This is a genomic window from Hymenobacter siberiensis, from assembly GCF_018967865.2.
Lineage (GTDB): Bacteria > Bacteroidota > Bacteroidia > Cytophagales > Hymenobacteraceae > Hymenobacter > Hymenobacter siberiensis.
The window spans coordinates 872,816-889,588 of the sequence record NZ_JAHLZY020000001.1 but is presented as its reverse complement, the minus strand read 5'-3'; the positions used below and the strand labels follow the sequence as shown (position 1 = coordinate 889,588).

General features: G+C 60.8%; 12 protein-coding genes. 3 read left to right on the top strand and 9 right to left on the bottom strand.

What is annotated here, in order from left to right:
* The first annotated feature begins 84 nt into the window (after positions 1–84).
* From gndA to pgl, 3 genes are all read left to right on the top strand, one after another.
* Positions 85–1,587 carry an NADP-dependent phosphogluconate dehydrogenase gene (gndA, locus tag KQ659_RS03850; RefSeq protein WP_226929813.1) on the top strand — a complete coding sequence of 501 codons (1,503 nt, stop codon included), beginning with the start codon at positions 85–87 and terminating at the stop codon, positions 1,585–1,587.
* A gap of 98 nt (positions 1,588–1,685) precedes the next feature.
* Positions 1,686–3,212 carry a glucose-6-phosphate dehydrogenase gene (zwf, locus tag KQ659_RS03845; protein WP_216690224.1) on the top strand — a complete coding sequence of 509 codons (1,527 nt, stop codon included), beginning with the start codon at positions 1,686–1,688 and terminating at the stop codon, positions 3,210–3,212.
* 100 nt (positions 3,213–3,312) lie between these two features.
* Positions 3,313–4,038, top strand: coding sequence for a 6-phosphogluconolactonase (gene pgl, locus KQ659_RS03840; RefSeq protein ID WP_216690225.1), 726 nt, complete (start codon positions 3,313–3,315; stop codon positions 4,036–4,038).
* A gap of 123 nt (positions 4,039–4,161) precedes the next feature.
* On the opposite strand, the gene KQ659_RS03835 is transcribed toward pgl, so the two are convergent.
* The 9 genes from KQ659_RS03835 to purH all read right to left on the bottom strand — a co-directional run bounded on the left by KQ659_RS03835 (position 4,162) and on the right by purH (position 16,706).
* Positions 4,162–7,365: a TonB-dependent receptor gene (locus tag KQ659_RS03835; protein ID WP_216690226.1), complete on the bottom strand. Its 3,204-nt coding sequence runs from the start codon at positions 7,363–7,365 to the stop codon at positions 4,162–4,164.
* Positions 7,366–7,690: 325 nt separating this feature from the next.
* A complete protein-coding gene (locus tag KQ659_RS03830; RefSeq protein ID WP_216690227.1) occupies positions 7,691–8,569 on the bottom strand; it encodes an EamA family transporter in 879 nt (292 codons plus the stop codon).
* On the bottom strand, positions 8,569–9,327 hold the full coding sequence (gene rpiA / locus KQ659_RS03825) for a ribose-5-phosphate isomerase RpiA (RefSeq protein ID WP_216690228.1): 759 nt from the start codon (positions 9,325–9,327) through the stop codon (positions 8,569–8,571). Before rpiA ends, KQ659_RS03830 begins: the two co-directional genes overlap by 1 nt.
* Before the next feature lie 84 nt (positions 9,328–9,411).
* Positions 9,412–10,128 carry a 3-ketoacyl-ACP reductase gene (locus tag KQ659_RS03820; protein ID WP_216690229.1) on the bottom strand — a complete coding sequence of 239 codons (717 nt, stop codon included), beginning with the start codon at positions 10,126–10,128 and terminating at the stop codon, positions 9,412–9,414.
* Positions 10,129–10,245: 117 nt separating this feature from the next.
* Complete coding sequence (gene mrdA / locus KQ659_RS03815) at positions 10,246–12,105, bottom strand: penicillin-binding protein 2 (RefSeq protein WP_216690230.1); 1,860 nt, start codon at positions 12,103–12,105, stop codon at positions 10,246–10,248.
* A gap of 133 nt (positions 12,106–12,238) precedes the next feature.
* Entirely contained in the window at positions 12,239–12,766 is a 528-nt protein-coding gene (locus tag KQ659_RS03810) for a hypothetical protein (protein ID WP_216690231.1), read from the bottom strand.
* On the bottom strand, positions 12,763–13,701 hold the full coding sequence (gene mreC / locus KQ659_RS03805) for a rod shape-determining protein MreC (protein ID WP_216690232.1): 939 nt from the start codon (positions 13,699–13,701) through the stop codon (positions 12,763–12,765). Before mreC ends, KQ659_RS03810 begins: the two co-directional genes overlap by 4 nt.
* A 145-nt stretch (positions 13,702–13,846) precedes the next feature.
* A complete protein-coding gene (locus KQ659_RS03800; RefSeq protein ID WP_168673580.1) occupies positions 13,847–14,872 on the bottom strand; it encodes a rod shape-determining protein in 1,026 nt (341 codons plus the stop codon).
* Positions 14,873–15,170: 298 nt separating this feature from the next.
* A complete protein-coding gene (purH, locus tag KQ659_RS03795; protein WP_216690233.1) occupies positions 15,171–16,706 on the bottom strand; it encodes a bifunctional phosphoribosylaminoimidazolecarboxamide formyltransferase/IMP cyclohydrolase in 1,536 nt (511 codons plus the stop codon).
* Positions 16,707–16,773 lie beyond the last annotated feature (67 nt).

The following is a 16,773-nucleotide window of genomic DNA, read 5'->3' as shown; positions in this document are numbered from 1 at the left end:
CAAAACTTTCGCCCCGGTTTCGCCTTTTTCCGGCGTAACTCGTTTCCTTAACCTGAACACTGCTTCCTAAACCCCTCTTTTCTGATGAGTACAACTCCCGCTTCCAAGCCTTCTTTTGGCATGATTGGCCTTGGTACCATGGGCCGCAACCTGCTGCTGAACATGGCCGACCACGGCTTTCCCGTGGCCGGCTACGATAAGGACGCCGATAAAATTGCCCTGCTGGCCAAGGAAGGCGCGGGCAAGCCCGTACACGGCTTCGCCGACCTCGCCACCTTCCTCAACGGCCTGCAAACGCCGCGCGCGGTGATGATGCTGGTACCCGCCGGCCCCATTGTGGACAGCGTGATTGCCGAGCTGCAGCCCCTGCTGGCCCCCGGCGACATCATCATCGACGGCGGAAACTCCCACTTTACCGACACCGAGCGGCGCGCCAAGGCCGTAGAAGCGGCTGGTTTTCACTTCTTCGGCATGGGCGTGAGCGGCGGCGAGGAAGGCGCCCGCTTCGGCCCCAGCATGATGCCCGGCGGCGACAAAGAGGCTTACCGCGTGATGCAGCCCATGTTTGAGGCCATCGCGGCGCAGGTCGACGGCCAGCCGTGCGTGACCTACATCGGCCCCGGCGCGGCCGGCCACTTCGTGAAGATGGTGCACAACGGCATCGAGTACGGCCTGATGCAGCTCATTGCCGAAACCTACGCCGTGCTGAAAACCGGCCTGGGGATGGATAACGCGGCCATTGACCAGGTATTCACGCAGTGGAACGAGGGCCGGCTACAATCTTTCCTGCTCGACATTACCAAGGACATTTTCGGCTTCAAGACCCCAAATACCGACCATTTGCTGCTCGACGACATCAAGGACGAGGCCCGCTCGAAGGGCACCGGCAAGTGGACCTCGCAGGTGGCCATGGATTTGGAGGTGCCGCTATCCACCATCGACACGGCGGTGACCATGCGCAATCTATCGAAGTACAAAGCCCTGCGCGGGGAGCTGGCGGGGCTATACGGCCCGGTGGCCGGCCCGCTGCCGGTAGCGCGCGAGACCTTCCTGGCACAGCTGGAGCAAGCATTTTACTTTAGCATGGTCATCACCTACGCCCAGGGCATGCAGCTGCTCTCGAAGGCCTCAGAGGACTATACCTACGACCTGAACCTGGCCGACATCGCCAAAATCTGGCGCGGCGGCTGTATTATCCGCTCGGGCTTTTTGAACGAGATTTTTGACGCCTACCAGCACACGCCGAAACTAGCCCACCTCCTGCTCGATAGCCAGGTGCAGAAGCTGGTGAACGATGCTGTGCCCGGCAGCCGCGCCGTGGTGGCGGCCGCCGCCACCGCCGGCCTGGCCCTGCCCGGCTACATGGCCTCGCTGAGCTATTTCGACACGTTCCGCACGGCGCGGATGCCGTCCAACCTCATCCAGGCCCAGCGCGACTACTTTGGGGCGCATACGTACGAGCTGATTGGGAAGGCAGGCGTATTCCACACGCAGTGGACGCCGGCGCACGAGGATGCGACTAATAAGCAGGATGCGCAGGTGGAGGAACATGGTTCGACCGAGGAGCCGGTGAAGCCGAACAGCTAGTCGGGCTTTCTCACCATTCACAAACGGTCGTGCAGCGCGCAGCGAAGCACGACGAGCAGATACTACCGTAAAAACCAGCCATTCCCGCTTTATTGGCAATGAACAACAACCATAATATTAAGCCCACCGTTTTCGTCATCTTCGGCGGCACCGGCGATTTGAACGCCCGCAAGCTTTCGCCGGCGCTGTATAATCTGTTCCTCGACGGCTGGCTGCCTGAGCAGTTTGCCATCATCGGCACGGGCCGCACCAAGCTCACCGACGCGGAGTTTCGCACCATTCTGCTAGCCGACCTCAACGAGTTTTCGCGCAGCGGCAAGGCCAAAAAAGAGGCCTGGGACAAGTTCTCACCACACATTTACTACCAGGTATCCGACGTAAAAATGCCGGCCGCCTACGAGGAATTCAGCCAGCGCCTTTCGGCCTTCGAGCAGGAATGGAATGCCCCGGCCAACGTGATTTACTACCTGGCGGTGGCCCCGGAGTTCTTCCCCATCATTGCCACGGGCATTGCCCAACGCCACACCAAGGACGACCCTACCCGGGTTCGCATCGTGATTGAGAAGCCCTTCGGGCACGATTTGGAGTCGGCCCGGGCACTGAACAAACTGTTGGCCCAAAGCTTCCAGGAGTGCCAGATTTACCGCATCGACCACTACCTGGGCAAGGAAACGGTGCAAAACATCATGGCTTTCCGCTTCGCCAATGCCATCATGGAGCCGCTCTGGAACCGCAACAGCATCGAGCACGTCCAGATTTCGGTGACCGAGCAGTTGGGCGTGGGCGACCGCACCGGCTACTACGACGGCTCGGGCGCGCTGCGCGACATGATTCAGAACCACTTGTTGCAGCTGCTGTGCCTGGTGGCCATGGAGCCACCCGTGAATTTCACGTCCGACGAAGTACGCAACCGCAAGGTAGACGTGCTGCGCGCCATGCGCCGCTTCACGCCCGAGGAAGTGCGCGAGTCGGCAGTGCGCGGGCAGTACGGCGCGGGCTGGATTGAGGGCAAGGAGGTGCCCGGCTACCGCGAGGAAAAGGACGCCAACCCCGCTTCCAACACCGAAACCTTCGCGGCCGTGAAGTTTTTTGTGGATAACTGGCGCTGGCAGGGCGTACCGTTCTACGTGCGCACCGGCAAGCGCATGCACCGCTCGGCGTCCATCATCAGCATCCAGTTCAAGGACGTGCCGCACGTCATCTTTCCGCCCGAAACGGGCGAGAGCTGGCAACAGAACCGCCTTGTTATCAGCATTCAGCCCGAAATGAGCATCCGCCTGCAAGTGCAAGCCAAGCGCCCCGGACTCGACATGATGCTGAACACTGTGGACATGGTGTTCGACTACCATGGCACCTACGCCGCCGAAGCGCCCGAAGCCTACGAAACCCTGCTGCTCGACGCCATGCTCGGCGACCAGACCCTATTCATGCGCGGCGACCAGGTGGAGGAAGCCTGGGATTTGGTGATGCCCATCCTCAACTCCTGGCAGGGCCGCCCCAGCCTCAATTTCCCCAACTACTCGGCCGATTCGTGGGGTCCGGAAGTGGCCGAGGCCCTCATTGCCCGCGACGGTTTCCACTGGTTCACGCTACCGCTGAAAAGTAACGACAAGAAAAAAGCGTAGTAGCAGTAGCCCACGAGATACTTCAGTCGCGCCCGGCATGACGGTCCGGATTAAGCACCTGCACTCAGCTCCTCCTTCCCCTAATCCCTGAAAATACCCCATGCACCTACACATCCAGCCTACCATTGAGGCCACGCTGCATGCCTTGGCCGATTATTTTGTGGCCCGTGCCGCCGATGCCATTGCTGCGCGCGGCCGCTTTGCCGTGGCCCTGTCGGGCGGCAGCTCGCCCAAAAAGCTTTATGAGCTGCTGGCTTCGCCCGCCTACCGCGACCAGATTGACTGGACCAAAGCGTACTTCTTTTTCGGCGATGAGCGCAACGTGCCCCGCACCGACCCGCAGAGCAACTACCTGATGGCCAAAACGGCCCTGCTGGCCCCGCTCAACATTGCCGACGACCACGTTTTCAGCTTCGACACGGCCCTACCGCCAGCCGAGGCGGCGAAGGCTTACACCCAGACAATCAACCACTTTTTCAGCCCCAAGCCCGCCCGGCTCGATTTGATTTTACTGGGCTTGGGCGATAATTCGCATACGGCTTCGCTGTTTCCACATACCGAGGTATTGCAGGCCACCGTGGCCGAGGTGCAGGCCGTATTCGTGCCCGAGGTAGACATGTTCCGCCTTACGTTCACGGCGCCGCTCATCAACCAGGCCAGAGCCGTGGCCTTCCTTGTTTTTGGGGCCGATAAGGCGGCGGCCGTGCGCCGGGTGCGCCAGGGCCCGCGCAACACCGAGGAGTTTCCGGCCCAGCTCATCACCCCTTCGGCAAACGAGCGGCATTGGTTTCTGGATGAGCCCGCAGCGGCCGTTTTGACCCGCTAAGCTCAACAACAAAGACAACTATATAGCAGACCGGCCATCGTATACGATTCCGGCTACTTGCAGACGCAAAAGGGCCCCGGCGATATTCGCCGGGGCCCTTTTGCTGGTCGCGTGGGTCGATACCTAGTCGAAGATGTAGCGCACGCCCACCTGCGCACGCCAGCGGCTGGTCAGGTTGGTATCGGTGAAGAAGGTCTGGTTGCCGCCCCGGAAGGTATAGGCAGGCGTATCGGCAGAAGTGCCGGTGCCGTAGGCAGCCTCGATGAGGCGGTTGTTGCCCACCAGCTGGCGGTTGCCCCAGCTGCGGTTCAGCAGGTTGCCGAGGTTGAGAATGTCGAACGACACTTGCAGGGTATTCTTTTTGCCGCCGCTGGTGGTGAGGATGAAATCCTGCATCAGCTTGGCGTCGAGCTGGGTGTACCAGGGCGAGATGGCCCCGTTGCGGGCGGCGTAGCCGCCGCGGTTGCTGCTCAGGTAGTCGTCCTGGTTGATGTAGGCGTCGAGTTGCTGCCACTGCTGGGCGGCCGTCACGGTCTGGCCGGCGGCGTTGGTGTAGGGCACCAGGTTAATCTGGCTCTGGCTGGCTGGCACGAAAATCAGGTCGTTGCCTTCGATGCCGTCACGGTTCAAATCGCCGGCGTAGGTGTAGCTGAAGCGGTTACCCTGGCCGGCTTCAAACACCAGCCCGAGGGTAGTACCGAGCTTGTTATCGGCATAGGAAAAGCGGCGGCCGGCGGCGGCAATGATGCGGTGGCGCAGGCCAAAGTCGCTGTACGAGAGCTGGGGCTGGTTGGGGTTGCCCACCACGGGCAGGCGCTGGAAGGCATCACCGGCAATCTCGCCGGGGTTCGAGGTGAGGTCCTTGGCCAGCGAGTAGGTGTAGGCGGCCGAGGCGTAGAAGCCGCTGGTAAACTCCTTGCGCAGCTGCCCGGTGAGGGAGTACTGGTAGCCCTGGTTGGTGTTTTGGAGGCCGATTACGCCCGCATCGAGGAAGGTGAACTGGCCGTTGGGACCGGTGAAGGAGTTGAGGCGCGGGCCGCTGGCGGGATAAATCTGGCGGTTGTCGGCCCCGGTTAGGCGCTGGGTGGGCGTCACGAGGTTGTAGTTGCGGTGCACCACGGCATTGATATCCTTCGAATAGATGGCCTCCAGCGTGCCGATGATGCCGCCGGGCAGCTCCTGGTCGATGGCCAGGTTCGAGCGCCATACCTGCGGAAACTTGAAGTCGCGGCCCGTCGAGTTAATCTGGAAAGTGTAGAAGTCGCCAAACGAGGCGTTCGAGGCCTGGTTCGAAATCCACACAAACGGGATGCGGCCGGTGAAAATGCCGGTGCCGCCACGCACCTGGGTTTTTGCCCCCTCAGCCTGCGAGGTATAGTTGAAGCCCAGGCGGGGCGAGAACAGCGGCGTAGACTTGGGCAGCTCTGATACGTCGACCTTGGTGGGGTTGCCGTTCGGGTCGTTGAAGGTAGCCGCCGAAATCTGGGCGTTGGCCGCCACCGTGGTGCTGTAGATGGGCATATCGGCGCGCACGCCCAGCGTCAGCTTCAGGGCCGGGTTCACCTGGAACTCGTCCTGCACGTAGAGGCCCAGCTGGGCCACGGTCACGTCGACCTGCTTCACGGGCAGCTTGGCACCGGCGGCGGCCTGGGCATTCAGGTCCATAAAGCTGGGCTGGCCGGGGCGGGTGTTGGCGAAGAAGTCGCTCAGCTCCATGCGGCCGTAGCCGTAGCGCTGCAGGTTGAAGCCGTTCACGAACTGGAACCGCTCGTAGTTCACGCCCGCCGTGAGGATATGGGCGCCGGCGAAGTAGCTCAGGTTATCGGTCAGCTGCAGAATATTCTGGTCCAGGGTATTATTGGCCGAAAACTGCTCGGTGCCCACCGTGGTATAAGTTGTGCCACCCTGCGTAATGTCAATCTGCGGGAAGAACTTGCCGGCGGGCAGCTCGCGGAAGTCGCGGAAAGCCGAGAAGCTGGCCTGCGCCTTATTGCTGAACTTGCCGTTGCCGAAGCTGCTGTTCAATTCGGCCACCACCGAGTTCAGGTTGTTGTTGATGGTGTAGCCCGAGTTGGCAAACTGCAGGGTATTCACGCCGGGCACCCGCGACGAAGGCGCGATGGCAATGGGGTGCGGGCCCTGCTCGCGGTAGCTCTTCAGATAGTTGTAGCGGATGGAGAAGGTGTTCTGCGGGTTGATATTCCAGTCGATTTTAGCCAGAATCTTATCCGAGTACGTGCGGTAGTTGAAGCCCTGAAAGTCGCCGGGGTCGTAGCCGTACACCGACGTCAGCCGGTCGCGGATGGCCTGCAAATCCGAGGCCCGCGCCCGGCTCACGCCGGTGAGCTGGCCATTCTGGGCGGCAGTGGCCTCGGCCGCGCTGCTGGCAGGCCGGAAAGTCTGGCCCGGGTCGGTCTGGCGGGTCAGCTCGGCATTAGCGAAAAAGAACAGCTTGTTCTTGATAATCGGACCACCCAGGGCAAAGCCTGTCTGGTTGAATTTCAGGCTGGGGTTATCAATGGTCGCGCCTTCCACCTTGCTGCCAATCAGGCCCTGGTTGCGGAAGTAGGTGTACACCGTGCCCTTGATTTCGTTGGTGCCGCTCTTGGTTACGGCGTTGATGCCGGCCCCCGTGAAACCGCCCTGGCGTACGTCGTAGGGTGCCAGGCTCACCTGAATCTGCTCGATGGCGTCGAGGCTCACGGGCTGCGAGTTGGTCTGGCCGCCGGGCGTGGGCGAGTCGAGGCCGAAGGAGTTGTTGAAGATGGAGCCGTCGAGCGAGAAGTTGTTATACAGCGTGTTGCGCCCGCCAAAGCTCTGGCCGCTGGCCTGGGGCGTGAGGCGCGTAAAGTCCTCCTGCGAGCGGCTGATGGTGGGCAGCGTGCGAATGGCCGTGGAGCTGATGTTGGTGACGGCCCCGGTGCGGTCGGGGTTAATCTGGCCGTCGCGGTTGCCCTTCACCACCACTTCATCCAGCTTCTGGCCCTCGCCTTCCCTCAGGGTGATGCGGGTTTCGAAGGTTTTGCCCAGCACCAGCTGCACGTTGTTCTGCACGTAGGTTTCGTAGCCCACGAAGGACACCTTGATTTCGTAGGGCCCGCCAATGCGCATGTTCAGCAGGTCGAACTGGCCATTGTCGCGGGTGCCGTTGCCGTAGGTCGTGCCCGAAGGCAGGTGGGTGGCAACTACCGTCGCGCCGGGCAGCGGTTGCCCCTTACTATCCAGCACCAAGCCCTTAATGGCTGAAGTAGTAACACCCTGCGCCACAGCCGGCAAGGCACTCGCCAGCATTAAAAATCCCACCAATACGCGTAATAACGTTTTCATAGCAAGCATCTTATGTGGTTTTCCGGAAATCTTCCCGGTAATCTGGCCGCAAAAGTACGGTAACATACAAGTGATGCATGCATAACATTAATGCCGGATGCAATATATAATATAAACATAATTATACCGTAACATTAAAACCACTCCGATTTCTGTACTGACTGCCTATTTTGGTGCGCAGCCGGGCCCACAGGTACCGAAAGCAGCGATGATAAGCAGGTAGTCAGTAATAAGTAGCCGGTAGTCGGACAGAAATCAATTTGCTGATTTTCAGATAGATGAAGTCTGATTACTGACTACTACTTAAAGCCCCGCTACCCCGTTCCTATTGCCCGCCCACGGCCGGTACTGGCGGCCCGGCTCCGGCCGCCAGCGTGGCCCCCAAACTGGCCACCACAATAAAGCCGACCGCCAGCCACTGCCCCAAAAGCAGCCGCTCGCCCAGCAGCAGCCAGCCGGATATCGCCGCCGCCACTGGCTCCAGGCTCATCAGAATGCTGAAGGTGCGGGTGGGCAACGTGCGCAGCGCCTGCATCTCCAGCGAAAATGGCAATATGCTGGAAAACAGCGCCAGCAGCCCCCCCAGCAGCAACAAGTGCGGCGTGAGGTTCAGCAAGCTGCCGCTGGCTACCCCAAAAGGCAACACCGGCAAGGCCGCGAACAGCATCCCAATGGCCACCGCCTGCTGGCCCGGCAACACTGCCGCCGTGCGCTGGCCCAGCACGATGTACACGGCCCAGGCCCCGCCGGCCGCCAGCGCAAAAGCCAGGCCCAGGAGGTCAATTCCCTGGCTGTGCCACGGCGCAATCAGCGCGATGCCCGCGGCGGCCAGTAGCGCCCACACCGCATCGGCCCAGCGGCGCGAGCCTGCCAGCGCCAGGCCCAACGGCCCCACAAATTCCAACGTGACGGCCAGCCCGAGCGGAATGCGGGCCAGGGCGAAGTAGAACAGCAGGTTCATCAGCCCGAGGGCCAGGCCGTAGGGCACCACCGCCCGCCACTGCGCCCCCGACAAGCGCCCCAGCTGCGGGCGCACTACCAACAATAGCACCAGGGCCGAAATACCCACCCGCAGGCTGGTAGTGCCCGCTGGCCCCAACACCGGAAACAGGCCCTTGGCAATAGCTGCCCCGCCCTGCACGCTCACAATGGAAAGCAGCACGGCAGGCACCGCCGGAAACGTAAATCGGCCGGAATCAGGCATTACGGCAGCGCCGAAAATGTGGCGGCCGCTACCGCCGCCTGGCCCGGGCGCAGCACCTGCGCCGCGCCGCCCTGCACGATGATGGCGGCCCGCGCCAATCCCAGAAACAAGCCGTGCTCCACCATCCCGGGAATGGTTTTCAGCGTGAGGGCCAACTCGGCCGGATTCTCAATTTTCTCAAAATAACAGTCCACCAGCAGGTTGCCCTGGTCGGATTGGGCCAGGTCGGCAGGGCGCAGCTTGTCTGCCCGCACCACGGGCGCACCGCCCAGGGCGGCCACGGCGTCCATCACCCAGGGCAGGGCGAAGGGCACCACTTCCAGCGGCAGCGGGAACCGGCCCAGCTGCGCCACGGCCTTCGACGAATCGGCCACGATGAGCAGGTAATCGGAAGCGGTGGCAATGACTTTTTCGCGCAGCAAGGCCCCGCCCCCACCCTTAATGAGGCGCAGCTGCGAGTCGAGCTCATCGGCCCCGTCCACGGTCAGGTCGAAGCGCAGGCCGCGCCGGGGCTCCAGCATGGGGATGCCCACGCGGCGGGCCAGCTCATCGCTCGCTCGCGAGGTAGCCGTGGCCTGAATGCGCAAGCCGCCCTCGCGCACCCGCTGGCCCAGCAGCTCAATAAACGGCGCGGCCGTGCTGCCCGTGCCCAGCCCCACCACCATGCCATCGCGTACCCAACCGGCGGCGGTGGCGGCAACGAGTTGTTTTTCCTGAGCGAGCTGATGCTGCTGCTGCTGGGTTTCGGGGCTTGACATGGAGCTTGGAGCGTTTGGTGATAACCAGAAGCGCCCCCGCAGCCAGGCTGCGGGGGCGCTTCGCCAACAATTGGGTGCCCGAAATTACGGGTTTGTCGACCACATACCGGCCTCTTTAATAAAAATGCGACGGTTCAGCTTCAGTTGCGACACCATGAACTCGGCCAAATCCTCAGGCTGCATCACCTTGTCGGGGTTACCGTCGGTGAGCTTGTTTTCGAGGGCCAGTGGCGTGGCTACCGTGCTGGGCGTGAGGGCCGACACGCGGATATTGTGCTTGCGCACCTCCTGCATCAACGACTCGGTGAGGCCCAGCACCGCGAACTTCGAGGCGCTGTAGGCGCTGCTGCCAGCGGCAGCGCGCTGCCCCGACGTGGACGAAATATTGATGATATCGCCGGTCTGGCGCGCAATCATCACCGGCAGCACGGCGCGGGTCACGTAGTACGTGCCCATCAGGTTCACCTGAATAATGTGCTCCCACTGCTCGGGCTCCATCTCCAGAAACTTGGCAAACGTGCCAATGCCGGCGTTGTTGATGAGGATGTCAATGGGGCCCAGCTCCTGGTGGATTTTAGCCACGGCGAGATTCACGGCGGTGCGGTCGGCCACATCGGCCACGGCCGTAATGACAGTGCCACCGGCGGCAATAATCTCGGCCGCTACGGCTTGCAGGTCACTATCGGTGCGGGCCAGTAGGCCTACGTGCACGCCTTCAGCGGCCAGCGCCAGGGCCACCGAACGGCCAATGCCTTTGCCTGCGCCCGTAACGAGGGCGACTTTTCCTTGGAGGGATTCCATGTTTTTTCGGGGGTTGTGAAGGGGTAGAACCAGCTTTGGGGCCGAAAGGTTGGGGCACTTCCGTTTGTCATGCAGAGCGTAGCGAAGCATGACGGTCAGTTTACGTCGCACGTCGTCCTACATCCCGTGCAGATGCTTGGTGAAGTCGCCGTACATCACCCAATCTTCCCAGCGCTTGCGGTGCGGGGCCACTTTGCCGCGGAGGTATTTCTCAATCATCAAACCAGCGGCCGGGGCAGCGCTGGTGCCCCCAAAGCCACTGTTCTCGATGAACACGGCAATGGCAATTTTGGGGTCCTGCACCGGGGCGAAGGCCGCAAAGGTGGCGTGGTCGAAGCCGTGGGGATTTTGCACGGTGCCGGTTTTGCCGGCCATCGTGATGCCGTATTGCGAGAGCGAGGCCAGGTTGCCGGTGCCGCCGTTGCCGTCCACCACCATCTCCATGCCGGGGATGATGTACTTGAACAGTGTCGTGTCCACGGCCGTGTAGTGCTTCTGCTGGAACTCGGGCAGCGGCCCGCCCTGGCCAATGCCGCGCACGAAATGCGGCGTGTAGTAATAGCCCCGGTTGGCAATGGTGGCCAGCACGTTGGCCATCTGCAAACCGGTGATACCGATTTCGCCCTGCCCGATGCTGAGTGAGTACACGTTGCGGAAGCTCCAGCGGTGCTGGCGGTTGTGCTTCTTATCGAAAAACTTCTGGTCGTAGAACTCCGGCGACGGAATCAGGCCGCGCTTTTCCTGGCTCATGTCCACGCCCAGCTTTTCACCCAAGCCGAAGGACTTCACCATTTTCTGCCACTGCGCCAGCCCAATGTGGGCATCGTCGTACTTGTTCTTGGCCTGCCCGCGCTGCACCACAGCCCGCAGCACCTGGTAGAAATACGGGTTGCAGCTGTTTTTGATGGCGAGACTGACGTTGGCCGGATACTCGTGGCGGTGGGTGCATTTCACCAGCTTCTGGTTGCACTCGAATCCCGTGCTGGGCTGCACCACGCCCAACTGCAAGGCTACCAGCTCATTCACCAGCTTAAACACCGAGCCGGGCGGATAGGTAGCCATCAGCGGTCGGTCGAACAGCGGGCGGTCGGGGTTATTGAGCAGGGTCATGTAGCGGTTGCCTGAGCCCTTGCCCGTGAGCAGCTGCGGCTGGTAGTGCGGGGCCGAAACGAAGGCCAGAATCTCACCCGTCTTGGGGTCGATGGCCACAATGGAGCCGCGCCGGCCCGCCAGCAGCTTCTCCCCATACGCTTGCAATTCTGCGTCGATGCTCAGGTGCAGGTCTTGCCCGGCCACCGACAGCGTGTCGAACTCGCCACCGCGAAACTTGCCTTTTTCGATGCCGCGCACGTTCACCATCTTGTACTGCACGCCGCGCCGGCCCATCAGCGTCTGCTCGTAGTAAGATTCCAGGCCTGAGATGCCCACGTTCTCGCCGGGCTGATACTTGGCGTATTTGGGCTTTTCGAGAAAAGCCGGCGTGATGGCCCCCACGTAGCCCAGGGCGTGGGCCAGGTTGGGCGTGCGGTAGGCCCGCGCCATGCGCGTCTGGGTGCGGAAGCCCGGGAAGTCGCCCAGCTTATCCAGAATAACCGCCAAATCGGCCGTCGTCAGGTTTTGCAGGATAGGCGAGGGCTTCACGCGCGAATACTTTTTGGCCGCTTTCAGGCTGGTGCGCAGGTCTTCCAGCGGTATTTGCAGCAATTCGGCAAAGCGGAGCGTGTCGAGCTGCTGCACTTCGCGGGGCACCACCACCAGGTCGTACACCGGCGTATTCTGCACCAGCGGCAGGTTTTTGCGGTCATAAATCAGCCCCCGGTACGGAATCTGCACCAGGCGCTGCAAGGTGTTTTTGTCGGCGGCCAGCTTATACGTCCCGTCCAGCACCTGCATAAAAAACAGACGGGTGAGGAAGATGAGGGCCACCAGTAAAAAGATGCCCTGCACCACGTATTTACGGCCTTCGAGGTATTGCATAGGTAATTTAAATTCTCCCGAACGTCATGCTGAGCCTGCCGAAGCATCTCTACCGCAATAGTAAATAATTAATTGAGCGGTAGAGATGCTTCGGCAGGCTCAGCATAACACTCTATATCAATCAACTAAACAACTAGCTCCTTCCCCGGCGCACCGGAAAAAACAGCAGCTGCACAATCAACAGCGCGAGGCTGGTAAAGAGTGCACTCACCAACATTTTCCCCAGCGTGATGCCAAAATACCGGAAGCTGCCCAGCTCCAGCAGGAAAAACGCGGCGTGGTGCAGCACTACCAGCAGCGTCATGTACACGCCAAACCACTGCCAGCCCATCTGGTGCACGTTCACGGCGTCGGCGCTGTCGTAGCCGTCGCGCGGGGTGAGTAGGCGCAACACCCACGGCCGCAGAAAGCCCAGCAGCACCGCCGCCGCCGCGTGCAGTCCGCCCGTGTCGTAAAAAATATCCATCGTGAGCCCCATCGCAAACGAGAGCAGGAGCTGCACCACGATGGGCGTGGTGATGGGCAAAAACAGCAAAAAGCCCAGGTAGAAAAAGCACCAGCCCAAATCAAACAGCACCAGCCGGCTGATTAGCAAAACGTGCACGCCCGCATACAGCACGAAGCGCAGCACCTGCAAAAAAATGAACCGCAGGCCGCTCATGGACGCGCCCCTCCTTTCGGCAGCATGCCCGTGTGGGTTTCCAGGGTGTCGCGCTCGGGCTTGTTGCGGTTGGTCACGATGTACACGTAGGTCAGATTGGCAAAATTGACGCCCAGCTTCACCCGGATGGTCCAGAAATTCTTGTCCGGCTCCTTCACAAAGGAGTCGATGATGCCAATGAAAATACCCTCGGGGAATACCGAGTTGTAGCTCGACGTGAGCACTGTATCTCCCTTCACCAGCTTGGTTTCGCGCAGCACGTTGTCGAGCAGCGCGTGGGTGGGGTCGTCGCCCTGCCACTTGATGGTGCCAAACGTGCCATCGCGCTTGATTTTGGAGGCAATGCGGGTTTGCGAATGCAGCAGGCTCGTGACGGTGGCATAATGCGCGCTCACCACTTTCACGCGGCCCACTACGCCCCCGGCCGCCACCACGCCCTTACCGGGCACCACGCCATCGGCGCTGCCCACGTTCAGCGTGAGATAGTTATCAACATTATGCAGCATATTGTTGATAACCCGGGCCGGAATAAGTGGATAACTCGGGTCGCGGGCCGCCACCAGCTGCTGCCCCAGCAATAAGGTGTCGGGCCTGGTTGCCGGCCGCTGGTAGCGCACGCGCTTCAGCGAATCGGCGCGGGCCGGGGCCAGGGCCACCGAATCGGCCTCGCGGCGCGTCGAATCGGCCGGGAAAAGCTGCTGGCGGAGGGCAGCATTTTCGGCGGCCAACTGCTGGTTCATCTCGGCCAGCTGGAAGTAGTCCAGTATCTGGGTGCGGCGGGCCAGCACCATGCCCGCGTATGAATTGGCCGAATTAAAAAACGCCGCCCGCTGATATGAATTACTGGTAATGAATAAATACAGGCTGATTATTTCCAATAAGCTAAATACCAGCGCCCCGCGAAAGCGAAATAGGAAAAGAAATAGATTCCGCACGGAGGTATTTTACTTTTTATCGGAGAACATAGAACGTCATGCAGAGCGCAGCGAAGCATCTTTACCGCTGTAGTAAATCTGATTACTTACGCAGTAAAGATGCTTCGCTGCGCTCTGCATGACGTTCAACTATTATCATCTTGAGTTACGTCAGCAACACGCCTTTGAAGGCCTGGATGTCCTTAATAGCCTTGCCCGTGCCGCGCACCACGGCGCGCAGCGGGTCTTCGGCAATGTGAATCGGCAGCTTGGTTTTGGCAGCCAGGCGCTTGTCCAGGCCACGCAGCAGGGCGCCGCCGCCGGTGAGGTGAATGCCGTTTTCGTAGATATCGGCCGACAATTCGGGCGGCGAAATTTCGAGGGCTTTCAATACCGCTTCTTCAATTTTAGCTACTGATTTGTCGAGGGCAATGGCGATTTCCGAAAAGGTTACTTTGATAACTTTCGGAATGCCCGTCATCAGGTCGCGGCCGCGCACTTCGTGGTCGGGCGGCGGCACGTCGAGCTCGGTGAGGGCCGCACCAACTTCAATTTTGATGCGCTCGGCCGAACGCTCGCCGATGAGCAGGTTGTGCTGCCGGCGCATGTAGTCGAGAATATCCTGATTGAACACATCGCCGGCCGTTTTAATAGACTGGTCGCACACGATGCCCGACAGCGCAATTACCGCGATTTCGGTGGTGCCACCTCCGATGTCGATAATCATCGAACCGACGGGCTGCTGCACGTCGATGCCAATGCCAATGGCAGCGGCCATGGGCTCCTGAATCATCCAGACTTCCTTGGCTCCGGCGTGCTCGGCGGAGTCGCGCACAGCGCGCTTCTCTACCTCGGTAATACCCGACGGAATGCAGATGACCATGCGGTGCGAGGGCTGAAACAGCCGCTTGCGCGTGTCAATCATCTTAATCATGCCCTTAATCATTTCCTCGGCGGCGTGGAAATCGGCAATCACGCCGTCCTTCAGGGGGCGAATGGTACGGATGTTATCGTGCGTTTTTTCGTGCATCTGCTGGGCCTGGCGGCCCACGGCGATGACTTTATTAGTAGTGCGGTCTTTGGCGATGATGCTCGGCTCATCCACCACGATTTTATCGTTATGAATAATGAGCGTATTGGCCGTACCCAGGTCGATGGCGATGTCGCTGGTCAGGAAATTAAAGAAACCCATTGAGTTAGCTGCAATAAGGCGGAGTCCGGTTTTAGGGCCGGGCAGAATAATGTGCAAAGGTACGGAAGGTTTGCGCGGGGTTGGTGCTACCGCACAACGACCAGCTACCCTCCTTATTTTAAGGGGGGGGACATTTCAGCAAAGCTGAAATTGGGGTGGTGCATTGGTCGAACGAAGGCCGAACGGCTTGCGCAGGCGTTGCGCCGGCTTCGTTCGACCAATGCACCACCCCCGTTTTTACTTCGCAAAAACTCCCCTCCTTTAAAAAGGAGGGGAGTTTTGTTCAACTGCCTCAGCCTTAGTGCTTGAAATGCCGCACGCCGGTGAGCACCATGGCCATACCCAAATCATCGCAGGCCTTAATGCTGTCGGCATCCTTAATGGAGCCGCCGGGCTGCACCACGGCGCGGATGCCAGCCGCGCCGGCAATTTCCACGCAGTCGGGGAAGGGGAAGAAGGCGTCGGAAGCCATCACGGCCCCGTCCAGGTCGAAGCCGAAGGTGCGGGCTTTTTCGATGGCCTGGCGCAGGGCATCCACGCGCGAGGTCTGGCCCACGCCAGAGGCCAGCAGCTGGCCGGCCCGGGCCAGCACGATGGTGTTGCTCTTGGTGTGCTTGCAGATTTTGCCGGCGAAAACGAGGGCGGCCGTTTCCTCTTCAGTCGCGGCCGATTGGGTCACGGTGCGGAAATCAGCGGCAGTTTCGGTCTGGCGGTCGGCATCCTGCTCGATAATGCCGTTGAGCAGGGTTTTGACCAGCTTCTTCGGGAACTCAACGGGCTTTTGCAGCAGCAGAATACGGTTTTTCTTGCTCTGGAGCACCGGCAACGCATCAGCGGCGAAGCCGGGGGCGATAAGGACTTCGAAGAACAGCTGGCTGAGCTCGGCGGCAGTGGCCGCGTCTACCTCCTTGTTTACGATGATGACGCCGCCGAAGGCCGACGTTGGGTCGCAGCTCAGGGCATTCACGTAGGCCTCGCGCAGAGTGGCAGCCTGGGCCACGCCGCAGGCATTGGTGTGCTTGAGAATGGCGCAGGCCGGCTCGCCATCGGTGAATTCGGCCATGAGGGCCACGGCGGCATCCACGTCCACCAAATTATTGTAGCTCAGCTGCTTGCCGTGCAGCTGGTCGAACAGGGCCGTGAGGTCGCCGTAGAACGTGCCGGCCTGGTGCGGGTTCTCGCCGTAGCGCAGGGGCGTGGCGGGCTGGGCGCTGAGGCGGAGGGCGCTACCGGCTACGGCCGTGCCCTGGCTCATGTAGTTGAAAATTTCGGTGTCGTAGTGCGAGGTGGTGGCGAAAGCGGCGGCGGCGTAGTGGCGGCGGTCTTCGATGTCAGTCGCGCCGTTTTTGGCGGTGAGCAGCTCGGTGACGGCCGCGTACTGGTCGCGGCTGCTGATTACGAGCACGTCGCGGAAGTTTTTGGCGGCGGCACGCAGCAGCGAAATGCCCCCGATGTCAATTTTCTCGATGACGTCCTGCTCTTCGGCCCCGCTGGCTACGGTTTCTTCGAAAGGATATAAATCAACCACTACCAGGTCGATGGGCGGAATATCGTGCTGCTCGGCTTCGGCGAGGTCGCCCACGTCGTGCCGGCGGTGCAGAATACCACCAAACACCTTGGGATGCAGCGTTTTCACGCGGCCACCGAATACTTCGGGAAAGCCGGTGAGGTCTTCCACGGCGGTTACTTCGGCACCCTCTTCTTCGAGGAATTTCTGGGTGCCACCAGTGGAGTACAGCGTGACGCCGTGCTGGCGCAATACCTGCACCAGCGGGGCCAGCCGGTCTTTGTGATACACGGAAAGCAACGCAGCGCGAATGGGACGGGACGACATAAAACGGGCGAAAAACTGGGCATAATTACCGCCACGAAGGTACGCCCGGCCTTAGCCTGCCGTCTGC

What these genes read in the sequence shown, in the direction of transcription:
- gndA (WP_226929813.1), top strand. Translation starts at nt 85, where the DNA reads ATGAGTACAACTCCCGCTTCCAAGCCTTCTTTTGGCATGATTGGCCTT.
- zwf (WP_216690224.1), top strand. Translation starts at nt 1,686, where the DNA reads ATGAACAACAACCATAATATTAAGCCCACCGTTTTCGTCATCTTCGGC.
- pgl (WP_216690225.1), top strand. Translation starts at nt 3,313, where the DNA reads ATGCACCTACACATCCAGCCTACCATTGAGGCCACGCTGCATGCCTTG.
- KQ659_RS03835 (WP_216690226.1), bottom strand. Translation starts at nt 7,365, where the DNA reads ATGAAAACGTTATTACGCGTATTGGTGGGATTTTTAATGCTGGCGAGT.
- KQ659_RS03830 (WP_216690227.1), bottom strand. Translation starts at nt 8,569, where the DNA reads ATGCCTGATTCCGGCCGATTTACGTTTCCGGCGGTGCCTGCCGTGCTG.
- rpiA (WP_216690228.1), bottom strand. Translation starts at nt 9,327, where the DNA reads ATGTCAAGCCCCGAAACCCAGCAGCAGCAGCATCAGCTCGCTCAGGAA.
- KQ659_RS03820 (WP_216690229.1), bottom strand. Translation starts at nt 10,128, where the DNA reads ATGGAATCCCTCCAAGGAAAAGTCGCCCTCGTTACGGGCGCAGGCAAA.
- mrdA (WP_216690230.1), bottom strand. Translation starts at nt 12,105, where the DNA reads ATGCAATACCTCGAAGGCCGTAAATACGTGGTGCAGGGCATCTTTTTA.
- KQ659_RS03810 (WP_216690231.1), bottom strand. Translation starts at nt 12,766, where the DNA reads ATGAGCGGCCTGCGGTTCATTTTTTTGCAGGTGCTGCGCTTCGTGCTG.
- KQ659_RS03800 (WP_168673580.1), bottom strand. Translation starts at nt 14,872, where the DNA reads ATGGGTTTCTTTAATTTCCTGACCAGCGACATCGCCATCGACCTGGGT.
- purH (WP_216690233.1), bottom strand. Translation starts at nt 16,706, where the DNA reads ATGTCGTCCCGTCCCATTCGCGCTGCGTTGCTTTCCGTGTATCACAAA.